The organism is Bacillus sp. YKCMOAS1, assembly GCF_030268125.1.
GTDB classification, from domain to species: Bacteria; Bacillota; Bacilli; order Bacillales; family Bacillaceae; genus Bacillus; species Bacillus safensis.
Map to the genome: position 1 here is coordinate 1 of NZ_BSEI01000002.1, position 15,189 is coordinate 15,189.

Consider the following 15,189-nt stretch of genomic DNA (forward strand, 5'->3'; position numbering starts at 1 on the left):
GATAGGTCTGAGGTGGAAGCGTGGTGACACGTGGAGCTGACAGATACTAATAGATCGAGGACTTAACCTATATTCTAATGTGAAACATGAACATTGTTATCTAGTTTTGAGAGAACATTCTCTCCATCAGGTTTGGTGGCGATAGCGAAGAGGTCACACCCGTTCCCATACCGAACACGGAAGTTAAGCTCTTCAGCGCCGATGGTAGTTGGGGGTTTCCCCCTGTGAGAGTAGGACGCCGCCAAGCTTTTTGTTTATATCCTTCCAATGGAAGAAGTTACTTTATCATTCCGCAGTAGCTCAGTGGTAGAGCTATCGGCTGTTAACCGATCGGTCGTAGGTTCGAGTCCTACCTGCGGAGCCATGCTTCCATAGCTCAGTAGGTAGAGCACTTCCATGGTAAGGAAGAGGTCAGCGGTTCGAGCCCGCTTGGAAGCTTTCCTCTATATGTTGATATGACAAGGTTTCTCGATGATGAGAAGGCTTTTTTTTATGTCTTTTTTTATTGTGCGGGGGACGTATTGGGGACGAAATTTATGGTTATGTATATCATGACAGGCGATGTCTTACGGATGATGATGATTGGCGAATGGTGACATGGTAGAGGAGTTGGATTTATTGAGTTAAAGAGCAAATTTCCTTTGTTTCTGTCACGGACTTGATCCAAGCTTTCCATCAGGGGAAAGAACTCTAATCTGTTGTGATTGATTTGTCTGAAGCGCGTATATGGGATGAATCTGGCGTAGCAGCGTTAGGACGTATAAAGGAGAGGTATCAAGCAATTGGCGTCCAGGTGGACGTAGTTGGAATGGGTACATCAAGTCGAAAGCTTGTGAAACAAGTGAATGGTTCTTAAAAAGGCCTTTCTGTCTGTTACAATAGAAAAGGTAAGAAAGTGAAGGGATGGAGGTGGCCGGCATGCTTGTGCGTTTGAACCAAGTGCTCGGCCGGATGATGCCGCTTATTACACCTTTTAGTGTGTTACTCGGTGTTTTATTGGCGGCTTATTTAAAGGATTTTACGTTTTTGGTGCCATGGGTATTTGCTGTGATGACCTTTGCAGGGAGTTTGTCTTCTACTTTTTCGGCTTTAAAGCATACGGTGATGCACCCATTGCCTTTGATTTTATCGTTTATGATTTTGCATGTGTTGATGCCTCTTTATGCTTGGTCAGCCGGACATCTCATATTTGCGGGAGATGCCATGACGATCACGGGTTTGACACTTGCAATGGTGATTCCCACAGGAGTCTCTAGTTTAATATGGGCGGCAATGTATAAAGGGAATGTTGGATTAACGTTATCCATTATTTTAATTGATACATTGCTTTCGCCATTAATTGTGCCAGCCAGTTTGTCACTTTTGGCCGGTACACAAGTTCATATGGACATGGTGGCGATCATGAAAGGGCTGTTTGGGATGGTGGTGCTTCCATCTATTTTAGGGATGCTCGTTCGTCACTATGCAAAGCCTGCTGTGACAAAAATGATCAGTCAGACACTGTCACCTTTTTCAAAAATAGGCTTGTTTTTAGTGGTGTCGATTAACAGTTCTGTTGTTGCGCCTTACTTACGTGAACTGGATGCCGCATTTTTTAGCAAAGCAGCAACGGTGTTTCTCATTGCGATGAGCGGATATGCGTTTGCATGGTTGATTGGGAAGGCGATGAAATGTACTCAAGGAGAGATTGTGGCCATCGTGTATACGGGCGGTATGAGAAACATTAGTGCGGGGGCTGTGCTTGCCATTAGCTTTTTCCCGCCTGCTGTCGCTGTTCCGGTGGTGATTGGCATGCTGTTTCAGCAAGTGCTTGCTGCCTTGTTCGGCTTCTTACTCAATCGTTTTGAGCTGAAAGCACCTGCTGTGACCAAGTCTTTCTCATGAAAAAAACCTCTATCCTTTGATAGATGGAGGTTTTTTTGTGATTTAATAGATGAGATATTTTTTTCGCTTCTTTTCGAATGTTTTGAGGTCATGATGATAACGTTTCATGATGTGTTTGACGGAAGTTCCCTTTTTGATTTCTTCTTTCATCCAGCCATTCCCGATGAGTTTGTCAAAGCTGCCTGTTTGAAGGAACTGAAAGTCGTTAGGGTATAAATCATGTATTGCTTTGATGATGGATAACCCCGTTTTCACCGCTTCGAAAGATGAGCGGTCTGTGACGTATAACTGCACACCGTGAGATAGTGTACCGGCATGTTTAGAAAATGTGGGGGTGAATGACACAGGTCTAAATTGAACGCCTTTTAGTTTTAGCTGATTTAAATGATCTGCCAGCTCGCTGCTATTGATATATGGTGCACCAATGAGCTCGAATGGTTTTGTCGTTCCTCTGCCTTCAGAGACATTTGTGCCTTCAATTAATCCTGTGGCAGGATATACAAAGGTACTATCCACTGTTGGCATGTTAGGGGAAGGAAGGACGAACGGCAGCTTCGTGTCATCAAATGTCATGGACCGCTTCCAATTTTTCATTTTGATGATTGTTACATCAGCATTGATATGAAACTCTTTGTTAAACAGTTTTGCAAGCTCACCAGTAGTCATTCCGTGTCTTAGCGGAATAGGATAGAGCCCTACAAATGAGGCGTGTTCAGGCTCTAAAACAGGTCCTTCTACTTTTAGTCCGTCAATGGGATTTGGGCGGTCTAGGACAACAAATGGAATGTTGTTTTCTTTAGCGGCTTCCATCGCATAGGCCATTGTGTAAATATAGGTGTAATAACGAGTACCAACGTCTTGAATATCAAACAGCAGGACATCTACATTTTTCAGCATTTCAGGAGTTGGTTTTCTTGTTTTTCCATAAAGAGAGTAAACAGGAAGACCTGTTTTTTCATCGGTATAGGATTCGACGCCTTCTCCTGCTTGTGCATCGCCGCGCACGCCGTGTTCAGGCCCATATAAAGCAGTGAGCTTGATATTTGGATGTTCAAATAGGAGGTCGACACTGCTTTTCATATTTGCATCAATGCCAGTCGGGTTAGTAATGAGACCAACCCTTTTCCCTTTTAGCCATGAAAGATTGCTTGAGAGTAGTGTTTCGATCCCTGTTTTGACTGCTGCTTTTTTTCCTTTTGTGTCTGTTCGTTCTTGATCTGCGGGAGAGGCGGCGGTCAATGTGCTCATCATGAGAATGCTTGCGAGTATGAAACTTGCTGTTTTCTTCAAGAGAATCCCTCCTATTTGATCTGTTTTCCTTTCAAATTGAGTCCATAGCCGAATGGGTAAAGGGTTTGATTTGGATGAGTGACAGATGGGATATCAACTGGCAGTTTCCCTTTAGGTGATGCAGCTCCAAATATCACTTCTAGTCCAGCAGGAATATTTGGCTGATTGAATTGTCCGTTTGAGTAGCCTTTAAAACCGTACACAGCTAGTAAGGCATCGGCTTCTTCAAAATTTGCGGCATCATAAGGGTTTCTAAGACTCATGATGACCATTTTTTTGTTTTGTGCTGCTGCTTCTTTCATGACAGCACGAGGGAAGGCAGTAGCCCATTTTTTCGGATCCTGGACATTGTCATCAATTACGCCATCATTCACAGCTGGATCATTTTGGACAACGTAAGAGCCAGTGATGACATAGTCAGCTTCTTGAATTAGTTTGGCCGAGTCTTTGGTGAACGTTTTATCCGCAAAAGCATATGACTGGATGCGTACAGGCTTGATCTTTTTTTGTTTCATGAGAGATTCGACTGTGACAGACATTGCTTTAGTCTGATCTTCGTAAGGTGCCATGACCACGATTTTGTCATTCTTTTTAGGCTTGAAAGGTAAGGTCTTTTTGTTGTTTTTAAGCAGGGTGATTCCTTCACGTGCCATTTTTTGTTCTGCTTGACGGTGCGATTTTTTCCCGACGACTTGAGTGGCTTTTTTGATTTTTTTCTCAAGACTGATTGGTTTTTTGGAGGAAATAATGCCGCGTTTGATTTTCAATTGAAGAATTTTTTCGACGGATTCGTTAATCTGCGACATCGGAATTTCTTTCTTTAAAATCGCTTGTTTGACCGCATTAAATACATTCTCTAGGTTTTTCTCTGTTTTTAATGAGGTAACTGGTGCTGGCATGAGAGCGATGTCGACGCCTGCTTTAATGGCCATCACTACGGCTTCTTCCTGTCCGAAATTATCTGCAATCGCTTTCATGTTTAGGGCGTCTGTCACAACAACACCTTGAAAGCCCATCTCTTCTTTTAATAAGTGAGTGATGACTTTTTTTGATAAGGTTGCTGGAACCATGATGTCCTCGCCATCTTTCTTGCTTCGATACGTTGTGTCATCAATGGCAGGAAATTGCACATGAGCGGTCATGACCATATCTGTACCAGCATTGATCGCTTGTTGAAATGGATACAGCTCAACCTTTTTTAAACGATCTAGGTCATGCTCTACGAGCGGCAAGCCATAGTGACTGTCGACGGCTGTATCACCATGTCCCGGGAAATGTTTTAGTGTGGAAATGGTCTTTTCCTTTTGAAGTCCTTTCATGGTTTGAAGGCCAAGTCTAGAGACAAGAGCAGGATCAGAGCTAAAGGAACGGACACCAATGACGGGGTTGTTTGGGTTATTATTCACATCAAGCACAGGAGAGAAGTTTGTATTAATCCCTAAGGCGTTTAATTCTTTTCCGATGATTTTTCCTGTGTCATATGCATTTTTTTTGCTTCTAGAGGCACCAATCGACATATTTCCTGGGAAATGTGTTCCCTTTTGTAACCTTGTGACGATTCCGCCTTCTTGATCAATGGAAATGAGTAAAGGAATGTTTGGTGATGCTTTTTGAAATTCGTGGGTGAGTTTCACGGTTTGTTCCGTATCAACGACATTCTCCGCAAATAAGATGACACCACCTAGATGATATTTTTCTACAAGGTGAGATACTTCGTTATTCATCTTTGTGAAGCCTGTAGGTGCGGATTCATCTTTTGTTTGCCAATTGCGAAAGTCCGGCATGAGCATTTGACCTATCTTTTCATCCAGTGACATGTCTTGAACCATTTGTTTAGCGGTTGGCAGAGAGGCAGAGCTAACCTTTTCCGTTGGAATGGAAGAGGTTAGCAGGGCTAAAACTAGTGCAGCGGGGAAGAGAGCTTTCAACATCGAATTCCTCCTTTTACTTAAAAGATTCGTAGATTGCGGTCATAATGCTTCCATAAGTACCAGTTGGGAACATGTCACCTTCAAATTGATTAGGATTGGTTTCTGGTGAAACAACGGGTGAATGTTTTTTATTCGTCAGCAAGACGACACCTAAATTGTGTTTAGGATCAATCAACGTCATTGTGCCGGTCCAGCCAGTATGTCCATAGGCTTCGTTACTTGCAAATTTTCCAAACATCCATTCCATGTCAGTATGACCGTTTTTTCGCCAGCCTAGCCCGTAGGTTGGGTTCGTAGCAGAGGAGGCTGTAAAGAGATCGATGGAAGCTTGATCAAAGATGGTTGTTTTTCCATAGCCACCTTTGTTAAGCATCAGCTGAAGCAGCACGGCCATATCTGAGGTATTCGAGAAAAGTCCAGCGTGGCCGGAGATACCTGCCATTGAGTAATATGCTTTCTCGTCGTGTACTTCACCTAGCAGGGTGTACCGTCGGATGTTTTCAAAATCGATCACACCGTCTCGTGAATTGCCTAAACGTTCTGTTGCTGCAAAATGCTTCGGCTTGAACCCCTTTTGCAGCGGATTGAACATTGTGTGTTTGAGACCTAGCGGCCGATAAATGGTTGACTCGACATATTGATCAAGAGGCATGCCTGTTTTCTTCTCGATAATCATGCCCAGCAGCATGTAATCAATATCGCTATAAATGTGCTGGGTACCTGGTTTGTATTGCAGTGGTACCTTTGGCAGCCATTTCATCGTTGTTTTTCTATCTTGAGAATAAAAAGAGCCAGCTGATTCTTTGCTATAAAATAAGACACTGGAAGGGAGACCGGCAGAATGGGTGAGAAGATCCTTTACTCGGAGCTGGTCTTTACCGGTTACCTTTGCATCAGGTTCATCCTGAAAATCTGGAAGGATGGTCTGTATTTTTTCGTTGACATCAAGTTTTTGCTCGTAGACAAGCTTTTGCAGGGCATAGTTGGTCGCATACATTTTTGTATTAGATGCCAAATCGAATAGTGTATTCTTTTTCATTTTTTTATATGATTTGAGCTCTGTTGTACCATCGTATTTTTGCCGGTAGCCATAGGCTTTTTGATGGACGATCTTTCCGTCCTTAATAATAATGAGAGCGGCTCCTGGAAATCCTGCTTTGATATCGTTTTGAATCATTTGATCAACCTTCCTCAGCTGCCTGGAAGAAAAACCTACTTGTTCCGGTCGTTTTGCTTTTTTTAAGACGGGATATTCTTCAGGTGCTGTTTTAGACAAAGACGATCCAGGATGGGAGCTAGTTGCAAATGTTTGTACTGGAAACCCAAGGAGCATGAGCAGGCATGTGATCAAGAGAAAACATTTCTTCAAGGTCTAGACCTCCTTATTGATTGTGATCCTCGAATTCAACTGCCATATCATCATGAAATCCAAATAAGTATGTGAAGAAAAATCCAGCAACATATGCGATAAATAGTCCAATTAAATAAAGAAGCATTTGATGTGTGTGAACAATAAAGGTTAATGGTAGACCGGATACACCGATGGCTTTCGTCGCGATTTGGAAGTAGGCTTGAAATGCGCCGCCGATTCCTGCACCAAGACAAGCGGTGAGAAATGGTCGTCCTAGCGGGAGTGTGACACCGAAAATGAGTGGTTCACCAATGCCCAGCATCCCAGAAGGAAGTCCACCAGCAATGGCTCTTTTGAGCTTTTTCTTTTTTGTTTTCATATAAATGGCGAATGCAGCGCCGACCTGTCCTGCACCGCCCATAGCGAGAATTGGCAGAAGCGGGTCATCTCCAATTGAATTGATCAGTTCCATATGAATCGGTGTCAGCCCTTGATGAAGTCCTGTTACAACAAGTGGAAGGAAGGTCGCACCAAGAACAAATCCTGCGAAGATTCCGCCCATATTTAATAGGTAAGTCAGTCCTGAGGTGATGGCATCAGATATAAATCCGCCGACTGGCATGAAGACAACATAAGTGAAAATGCCTGTAATGAGTAGTGTGATGGTTGGTGTGACGATGATATCAAGTGATTGCGGGACGAAGCGTCTCATTCTAGTTTCCACAAGTGCCATAAAGATGGCGGCTAGAAGAACACCGATGAGTCCGCCTCTGCCTGGTAGAATATTTGTGCCAAATAGCATAATGTCTGCGGAGGCTGGGTTAATAATGAGAATACCAGCTAATGCGCCTAATGCAGGAGAGCCTCCAAATTCCTTTGCGGCGTTTGTTCCGACTAATATCCCTAGGTAGGCGAAAAGGCCAGAACCGATAACTGTTAAAATAACTGCGGCTTGAGATTTTTCGTCAAGCCAGCCTGCTTGCACGATCGCTTTTGTAATTCCAGTAATAAGACCTGAAGCAACAAGTGCCGGAATGATTGGAATAAAAATGCTGGCGATCCGTCGTAAGAACAGCTTGAACGGTGTGCGGTTTTTTTGTGAAATGGCTTGCTTGTTTTTTTGTGCTTCGTTGTTTAAATCATAAGAGCCAGAGGCATTTAGGAGCTGTTCAAACGCACTTGATACTTGGTTGACAACACCAGTGCCTAAAATGATTTGAAGCGTTTCTGCTTCGACGACGCCAATGACGCCATCGAGTTCTTTGATTGCTGTGATGTGAACTTTTTCATTATCGATCGGTGTAATTCGAAGACGTGTCATACAATGTGTATGGGAAGAGATATTTTCAGAACCACCACAGAGTGAAAGAATGTCTTTCGCCAACTGCTGATATTTCTTTTGATGACTCATGTTGAATCCCCCTTTGTTTTTCGTTTCATGGAGCGGATGGCATGCCTTGTCTTGTCAATATATTGGGCTGTCTCTTCATATTGACGAGAAGCTAAACTGAGGAACAAGACATCAATTAAGTAGAGCTGTGCCATTCTAGAGGAAGTGGCAGCACTGCGAAAAGGTGCTTCATTGGAACCGGACGTCGATAGGTGAACATCACATAAAGCAGAAACGCTTGTATGACCTGGATGTGTTAAAGCAATTGTTTTCACTTGGTTGTCTTTTGCGAGCTGAAGGGCTTGAATGATGTCTAACGTTTCTCCTGAAAAGGAGATGCCAAACACAATGTCATTCTCTCCCGCATTTGCGATGACCGTAGATGCAATGTGCATGTCAGTGAAGGCTGTCGCTGCATAGTTAATTCTGAGAAATTTCTGCTGGGCATCAGCTGCGACGATGCCAGATGCACCAACACCGATAAAATGAATTTGGTTTGCATTCAGCAGTAATTGAACAGCCTTTTCTAAAGCGTCTGCATTTAAAATAGAAGCGGTGTCCTTAATCGATTGAATCGAGTTTCCTGCTGTTTTTTGAATAATGGATTGAAGTGGTTCATCTTGTTCGATATCTCTGTAGCCTTGTTTATCGTCATGCATCAAATCTCCAGCGATCCGCATTTTTAAATCTTGATAGCCATCCAGCCCGAGAGATTTACAAAGACGGATGACTGCAGAGCTGCTTGCGCCGGCTGCCTGACTGATTTCGTGTACTGTACTTTTAATGACTTTGTCAGGATGGGCAAGGATATAGTCTGCAATGATTTTTTCAGATTGGGGGAGCTTTGATTTGATTGTGTGTAGTAGGGTAAGTCCACCTGCTGACATGAGCTCTGCCTCCTTTAGGATTGATAACGTGAGATTGCTTTGTCGATATGACCATTCGTTTTGCTCAGTAAATCTTTGGCTGTTTTCTTGTCTGTGTTTGTTTGGAGCATGACGATGGCGGTTTTGACTTCTAAGTCTGCTGCTTCGAGAGTCTTTACGGCTTGTTCGTAGGAAGCATTTGTCACATGTTGAATGATGGTGATGGCGCGTTCTTTTAATTTATGATTGCTGACTTTAACATCAACCATCAGGTTTTCATATACTTTGCCTTGTCTGATCATGACTGAGGTGGAAAGCATATTTAAAATCATTTTATGAGCGGATGCTGCTTTCATTCTTGTTGACCCAGTGATGGCTTCTGGTCCTACAATGACCTCAATGGCGCAATCTGCAAGCTCGCTAATTTCTGCTTGTTCATTGCAGCTGAGTGCTACTGTTTTAGCTCCAATTGACTTTGCATAGTTTAAAGCGCCGATGATATAAGGTGTCCTGCCGCTTGCGGCAATTCCGACGACTGTATCTTTTGATGTGAGATTGATGTGTATTAAATCCTGTTTGCCGGCTTCTTCACTGTCTTCCACATCTTCGGCAGCTTGAGAAAAAGCTGAGTCTCCGCCTGCCATGATGCCTACAATGACATCAGGTGAGACGCTATAGGTTGGGGGACATTCGACAGCATCCATTACGCCAATTCGGCCGCTTGTTCCGGCGCCTAAATAAACGAGTCTGCCTCCATTTGAGATGGATTCATAGGCAAAGTCACTTGCTGTTTTGACATGTGGAAGTACAAGGTTGACTGCTTGAGCGACCTTCCTATCTTCTTCATTAATCATCTGGAGTATTTCAAGCGGATCTGCTTGAGAAATTCCCATTGTGTTGGGGTTTCTTGATTCTGTTGTCAAAGAACGCAGTTGAGATGGCTGCATGTGACATACCTCCTTATTTCTTCATTTTCAGTATATTGAGTATGATATGAAATTTCAACATTATATTTGAATATTGAAATTATATTTCAGTTGAAATGTTGAATAAATAGGGAGTGAATAGTTAGAAAATAAAAAAAATAAAAATCCCCTTTACAAAAGGGGGACAACCTGTATATAATAACTTTTGTCAGCTTCACGGAAACAACAAACTTGACAAACTGGCCCGTTGGTCAAGCGGTTAAGACACCGCCCTTTCACGGCGGTAACACGGGTTCGAATCCCGTACGGGTCACCATGATGTGGAGGATTAGCTCAGCTGGGAGAGCATCTGCCTTACAAGCAGAGGGTCGGCGGTTCGAGCCCGTCATCCTCCACCATATGCCGGTGTAGCTCAACTGGTAGAGCAACTGACTTGTAATCAGTAGGTTGGGGGTTCAAGTCCTCTTGCCGGCACTGTTTTTCTTTATCAATTTCATATGTGGAGGGGTAGCGAAGTGGCTAAACGCGGCGGACTGTAAATCCGCTCCCTCCGGGTTCGGCGGTTCGAATCCGCCCCCCTCCACCATTTTTGGGCTATAGCCAAGCGGTAAGGCAACGGACTTTGACTCCGTCATGCGTTGGTTCGAATCCAGCTAGCCCAGTTAAGACACCTTTTTCAAAAAGGTGTCTTTTTTTATGTTGGCAGAGAGAATGTATAACTATTCAAAATGTTGTTGAGTTGAGTCAGAAGGCATCAAGAAAGTAAAATATAAGCATGAACGGAAAGGGGATGTACATATGGGAGAGCAAAAGAAGGTCACGATTGTTGGAGTTCCGATGGACTTGGGTCAAACGAGAAGGGGCGTCGATATGGGGCCGAGTGCGATTCGTTGTGCAGGCGTAAAAGAAAAATTGGAAACGCTCTCATTTGATGTGGAGGATCTCGGAGATATTCCAGTTGAACAAAGAGATGATGAGAAAGGTTTATATACAAGTGAAAAGCTAAAAAATTTGACCGAGAATGCTGGGGCGAATCAACTGCTTGCTGAGAAGGTTGACAGTATTGTGCAATCAGGTTCGTTTCCGCTCATTTTAGGTGGTGATCACAGCATTGCGATTGGCACACTTGCTGGGGTAGCCAAGCATTATGAAAACTTAGGAGTCATTTGGTATGATGCGCATGGTGATTTAAATACGGAGGAAACCTCACCTTCTGGAAATATTCATGGCATGCCGCTTGCTGTCAGTCTCGGTCTTGGGCATGCTGATTTAATAAACATTGGCGGTTATTCTCCTAAATTGAAGCCTGAAAATGTCGTTTTAATTGGTGCTAGATCCTTAGATGAAGGAGAGCGGGCATTGATTCGAGAGAAAGGTATTAAAGTGTATACGATGCATGAAATTGATCGTTTAGGGATGACAAGGGTGATGGAGGAAGCTATTGCTTATCTAAAGGAAAGAACAGATGGTGTCCATCTCTCGCTTGATTTAGACGGGCTGGACCCAGCGGAATGCCCTGGTGTAGGCACTCCGGTAGCAGGCGGCATTAGTTACCGGGAGAGTCATCTTGCAATGGAGCTTTTAGAGGAGGCGGGTATTTTAACGTCTGCTGAATTTGTTGAAGTAAATCCGGTTTTAGATGAGAAAAACAAAACAGCAGAAGCGGCTGTGGCATTAATTGGATCGTTAATGGGTGAAAAGCTATTGTAGAGCGGGACTTGTTCCCGTTCTTTTTTGTTTTGGGAAAATTTAAGGATATGTTAAGGTTTTTACCGGTTGATAAGCGTAACACACTGTCAAAAATTTGTTACACTATTTTTTAGAGGAGAATGAAACCTTTTGGAAAGAGGTTCGTATACATAAAGACCGGTGAAGGCAGAGGTTGAATATACTATGGACACAATGATTAAAAAGAGAATTAAGCAAGTGAAAAAAGGCGACCAGAACGCATTTGCAGACATCGTAGACCTGTATAAAGACAAAATTTATCAGCTGTGCTACCGTATGCTTGGGAATGCACATGAAGCGGAGGATATTGCGCAGGAGGCGTTTATTCGTGCTTATGTGAATATCGAAAGCTTTGATGTGAATCGTAAGTTTTCCACGTGGCTGTACCGCATTGCAACCAACCTGACCATCGACCGTATTCGCAAAAAAAAGCCGGATTACTATTTAGATGCAGAGGTGGCAGGAACAGAAGGATTAAATATGTATTCTCAAATTGCTGCTGATGGCATTTTGCCAGAGGATGAGGTGGTGTCTCTTGAATTATCGAGCACCATTCAGCAAAAAATTCTAAGATTACCCGACAAATATCGTTCGGTCATCGTATTAAAGTATATTGATGAACTCTCGTTAAAAGAAATTAGTGAGATTCTAAATATACCAGTTGGTACGGTGAAAACGAGAATACACAGGGGTAGAGAGGCTCTCCGGAAACAGTTGAGAGACCTTTGAGTGAGGTGATTTTGATGAGCTGTCAGGATAGAATCGTCCAGCTTATGCATCAGTATTTAGACGGGGACATTGAGCCCCAAGACGAAAAAGAATTAAAAAGCCATCTGCAATCGTGTGAGGAGTGCCGTACTCATTTTCAACAAATTGAGAAATCCATCGCGCTAGTGCAGAGTACATCTCATATAGAAGCACCATCTGATTTCACTGCAAAGGTGATGGCAGGTCTTCCAAAGGAGAAAAAGCGTGTGTCGGTTCAAAGATGGATCAAAGCTCACCCGCTGATGGTAGCCGCTGCCCTCTTTCTCATTTTAATGGGAGGCAGTTTGTTTACGAGCTGGAATACCGATCATAATTTCAGTGTGTCAAAGCAGCCGAATCTCGTCGTTGAAAATGATACAGTGACCGTACCTAAAGGGGAAACCGTAAAGGGAGATGTCACTGTCAAAAATGGCAAGCTGATTGTAGAAGGCAAGGTTGATGGAAATGTCACCGTCGTCAATGGGGAACAGTTGACTGCTTCTGCCGGACAAGTCACTGGTCAAATTAATGAAATTAATGAAGTGTTTGATTGGATCTGGTACAAAATGAAATCAACAGCACAAAACGTAATGCGGGTCATTGGGCCAGAGGAGCAAAAGTAACTCAATCGGCTTAAAGAGCAGTCTCTAAGGGGGCTGCTCTTTTTCTATACATTTGTGAGATTCACGCATACTAGTAAGTCAGCCAGATATGGCAACTATTTTCCTTGCTGAAACAAAATGTGGTATAATAGCCACGCTATGTATTGATACATAGGCTCTTTTTATATTAAAAAATGCATCAAACGAAGAATAACTGAAAATTCTGGAGGACGAGGAAATGGCTTTAGGGGATATTCCTTTTTTGCAGTACCTCGGTAATGCTGTTGATATTCTCGTTGTTTGGTATGTGATATATAAATTAATGATGGTCATCCGCGGAACAAAAGCGGTTCAGCTTCTCAAGGGAATTGTGGTCATTGTTCTCGTCAGGATGGGAAGTGCGTATCTCGGTCTTAACACACTTCAATGGCTGATGGATCAAGCGATTACGTGGGGATTCCTTGCGATCATTATTATTTTTCAGCCAGAGCTAAGGAGAGCGCTTGAGCAGCTTGGGCGCGGCCGTTTCTTCTCAAGAAGCGGGACACCTGTAGAGGAACAGCAGCAGAAAACGATCGAGGCAATTACAAAAGCAATTAACTATATGGCGAAACGCAGAATCGGCGCGCTGCTGACAATTGAGCGCGATACCGGAATGAATGATTACATAGAGACAGGGATTCCTTTGAATGCAAAGGTGAGTTCAGAGCTGCTCATTAATATTTTCATTCCGAATACACCGCTTCATGACGGTGCTGTCATTATGAAGCGGGATGAGATTGCAGCTGCAGCTTGCTATTTACCGCTGTCAGAAAGCCCTTTTATCTCTAAGGAGCTTGGGACGCGTCATAGGGCGGCAGTTGGAATAAGTGAAGTGACAGACAGCTTAACTGTCATCGTTTCTGAGGAAACTGGCGGCATTTCTGTCGCAAGAAATGGTGATCTCCACCGAGAATTGACAGAAGAAGCGCTTGAAGAAATGCTGATTGCTGAATTTAGTAAGAACAGCAAAGATGCTTCCTCGACCAAATGGTATTGGAGGGGCAAGAAAAATGGATAAGATTTTGAATAATCGCTGGGCCGTTAAGCTTCTTGCATTGGTCTTCGCTTTATTGCTGTATGGTGCAGTCAATTCAGCGCAAGCGCCCACGCCGAAAAAAATCGGTGAATCCTTTTTCCCAACATCGACGACAGATGAAGCAACTTTAACCGACATTCCTGTTAAAGCGTATTATGATGACGAGAAGTACGTCGTCACTGGTGTGCCGCAGACAGTCAATGTCACGATTAAAGGATCAACAAGTGCTGTGAAAACAGCAAGACAAACAAAGAATTTTGAAATTTACGCAGACATGCAGAACTTATCGACAGGTACACATAAAGTGGAGCTGAAGGCAAGAGATGTATCGAAGGGGCTCACACTATCGATTAATCCATCTGTGACGACTGTGACGATACAAGAAAAAACGACAGCTGAATTTCCTGTTGAAACCGAATTTTATAATCAAAATAAAATCAAAGACGGCTATTCTCCTGAACAGCCCATTGTGAATCCGAAAAAGGTCACAGTCACTGGATCAAAGGACGTCCTCGACAAAATTTCTGTCATTAAAGCTTTTGTGAACTTAGAGGATGTCGATCAGCAAATTGAAAAAGAAGCGAAGCTCACTGTGTATGATAGCAGTGGGAATGAGCTGCCAGTCGAAGTAAGTCCATCCGTGGTGGATATTACAGTCCCAATCTCGAGTCCGAGCAAAAAGGTTCCGTTTAAACTTGAGCGGACGGGCAGCTTGCCAGAAGGGATTAGCATCTCAAGCATTGAGACAAGCCCGAGTGAGGTCACAGTGTACGGCTCTCAAAAGGCACTGGATGCACTTGATTTTATTGATGGCGTCAAGCTGGACCTAAGCAAGATCAAAGATGATACGGAGATTGATGCCGACATTCCCCTGCCAGATGGTGTGAAAAAGGTATCACCCGAAACTGTAAAGATCAAAGTGAAGGTTGCAACAGCTGAAGAAAAAAAGATTGATAATGTACCGATTTCTGTCGTGGGTTTGAGCAAGGATCTCACATCTGATTTTGTGAGCCCATCTTCTGGACGGATCACGTTAACAGCAAAGGGATCAAAGAGTGCGATTGATAAACTAAAGGCTTCAGATGTTGAAGCTTATATCAATGCAGGGGACTTGAACGAAGGAACCCATGAGGTCAAAGTTCAAGTGAACGGTCCTCAAAATGTGACATGGACATTATCAAGATCAAAGGTCAAAGTGAAACTCACTTCTACTGATACAGAGGATCAGCCGGCGTCGACGAATGATCGAAAGGATCAAAAAGATCAATCAACTGATGATGATGATCAGAGTGAGAAGAGTAAAGAAGAATCCACACAAGATAAAGCAAAGAAAGAATCAAGTCAAAGACAGCCGGTCAAAGAAGATAAAAAAGAGGACGAAGCGTCCTCTTGAATG

Annotated in this window: 13 protein-coding genes, 7 tRNA genes and 1 rRNA gene; 15 read left to right on the top strand and 6 right to left on the bottom strand. The window is 43.3% G+C overall.

What is annotated here, in order from left to right; translation table 11 throughout:
• The first annotated feature begins 131 nt into the window (after positions 1-131).
• From rrf to QSJ46_RS05045, 5 genes are all read left to right on the top strand, one after another.
• Positions 132-247, top strand: a 5S ribosomal RNA gene (gene rrf / locus QSJ46_RS05025).
• A gap of 42 nt (positions 248-289) precedes the next feature.
• Positions 290-364 (top strand) — tRNA-Asn (locus QSJ46_RS05030).
• A gap of 1 nt (position 365) precedes the next feature.
• Positions 366-438, top strand: a tRNA-Thr gene (locus QSJ46_RS05035).
• A 262-nt stretch (positions 439-700) separates the two neighbouring features.
• A complete protein-coding gene (locus tag QSJ46_RS05040; protein ID WP_235436000.1) occupies positions 701-856 on the top strand; it encodes an STAS domain-containing protein in 156 nt (51 codons plus the stop codon).
• A gap of 62 nt (positions 857-918) precedes the next feature.
• A complete protein-coding gene (locus QSJ46_RS05045) occupies positions 919-1,884 on the top strand; it encodes a bile acid:sodium symporter family protein (protein WP_047202013.1) in 966 nt (321 codons plus the stop codon).
• 42 nt (positions 1,885-1,926) lie between these two features.
• Here QSJ46_RS05045 and QSJ46_RS05050 read toward each other — a convergent pair whose 3' ends face one another.
• From QSJ46_RS05050 to murQ, 6 genes are read right to left on the bottom strand one after another with little or no spacing between them, the layout of a single operon-like run.
• Entirely contained in the window at positions 1,927-3,135 is a 1,209-nt protein-coding gene (locus tag QSJ46_RS05050) for an exo-beta-N-acetylmuramidase NamZ family protein (protein ID WP_483298732.1), read from the bottom strand.
• Positions 3,136-3,185: 50 nt separating this feature from the next.
• A complete protein-coding gene (locus QSJ46_RS05055; protein WP_285604387.1) occupies positions 3,186-5,105 on the bottom strand; it encodes a glycoside hydrolase family 3 protein in 1,920 nt (639 codons plus the stop codon).
• Positions 5,106-5,118: 13 nt separating this feature from the next.
• Positions 5,119-6,474 carry a penicillin binding protein PBP4B gene (gene pbp4b, locus QSJ46_RS05060; protein WP_285604388.1) on the bottom strand — a complete coding sequence of 452 codons (1,356 nt, stop codon included), beginning with the start codon at positions 6,472-6,474 and terminating at the stop codon, positions 5,119-5,121.
• A 13-nt stretch (positions 6,475-6,487) separates the two neighbouring features.
• Positions 6,488-7,867, bottom strand: a complete 1,380-nt coding sequence (locus QSJ46_RS05065; RefSeq protein WP_212040615.1) for a PTS transporter subunit EIIC — start codon at positions 7,865-7,867, stop codon at positions 6,488-6,490.
• Positions 7,864-8,733 carry a MurR/RpiR family transcriptional regulator gene (locus QSJ46_RS05070; protein WP_058837196.1) on the bottom strand — a complete coding sequence of 290 codons (870 nt, stop codon included), beginning with the start codon at positions 8,731-8,733 and terminating at the stop codon, positions 7,864-7,866. Before QSJ46_RS05070 ends, QSJ46_RS05065 begins: the two co-directional genes overlap by 4 nt.
• A 14-nt stretch (positions 8,734-8,747) precedes the next feature.
• Positions 8,748-9,659, bottom strand: a complete 912-nt coding sequence (murQ, locus tag QSJ46_RS05075) for an N-acetylmuramic acid 6-phosphate etherase (protein WP_285604389.1) — start codon at positions 9,657-9,659, stop codon at positions 8,748-8,750.
• Positions 9,660-9,879: 220 nt separating this feature from the next.
• Here murQ and QSJ46_RS05080 point away from each other — a divergent pair.
• The 10 genes from QSJ46_RS05080 to QSJ46_RS05125 all read left to right on the top strand — a co-directional run bounded on the left by QSJ46_RS05080 (position 9,880) and on the right by QSJ46_RS05125 (position 15,186).
• A tRNA-Glu gene (locus QSJ46_RS05080) sits at positions 9,880-9,954 on the top strand.
• Between the two features lie 6 nt (positions 9,955-9,960).
• Positions 9,961-10,036, top strand: a tRNA-Val gene (locus QSJ46_RS05085).
• A 3-nt stretch (positions 10,037-10,039) separates the two neighbouring features.
• A tRNA-Thr gene (locus QSJ46_RS05090) sits at positions 10,040-10,112 on the top strand.
• 27 nt (positions 10,113-10,139) lie between these two features.
• Positions 10,140-10,224 (top strand) — tRNA-Tyr (locus QSJ46_RS05095).
• 4 nt (positions 10,225-10,228) lie between these two features.
• Positions 10,229-10,300 (top strand) — tRNA-Gln (locus QSJ46_RS05100).
• A 136-nt stretch (positions 10,301-10,436) separates the two neighbouring features.
• A complete protein-coding gene (rocF, locus tag QSJ46_RS05105; RefSeq protein WP_107163888.1) occupies positions 10,437-11,348 on the top strand; it encodes an arginase in 912 nt (303 codons plus the stop codon).
• Positions 11,349-11,531: 183 nt separating this feature from the next.
• Positions 11,532-12,095 (top strand): RNA polymerase sigma factor SigW, encoded by a 564-nt coding sequence (gene sigW / locus QSJ46_RS05110; RefSeq protein WP_024424449.1) that lies wholly within the window; start codon positions 11,532-11,534, stop codon positions 12,093-12,095.
• 14 nt (positions 12,096-12,109) lie between these two features.
• Complete coding sequence (gene rsiW / locus QSJ46_RS05115) at positions 12,110-12,736, top strand: anti-sigma-W factor RsiW (RefSeq protein WP_024424448.1); 627 nt, start codon at positions 12,110-12,112, stop codon at positions 12,734-12,736.
• A 217-nt stretch (positions 12,737-12,953) separates the two neighbouring features.
• The gene (cdaA, locus tag QSJ46_RS05120; RefSeq protein ID WP_008344027.1) at positions 12,954-13,775 is read left to right on the top strand and encodes a diadenylate cyclase CdaA; all 822 of its coding nucleotides are present in this window, start codon (positions 12,954-12,956) and stop codon (positions 13,773-13,775) included.
• Positions 13,768-15,186, top strand: a complete 1,419-nt coding sequence (locus QSJ46_RS05125) for a CdaR family protein (protein WP_285604390.1) — start codon at positions 13,768-13,770, stop codon at positions 15,184-15,186. The genes cdaA and QSJ46_RS05125 overlap by 8 nt, the downstream gene beginning before the upstream one ends.
• Positions 15,187-15,189 lie beyond the last annotated feature (3 nt).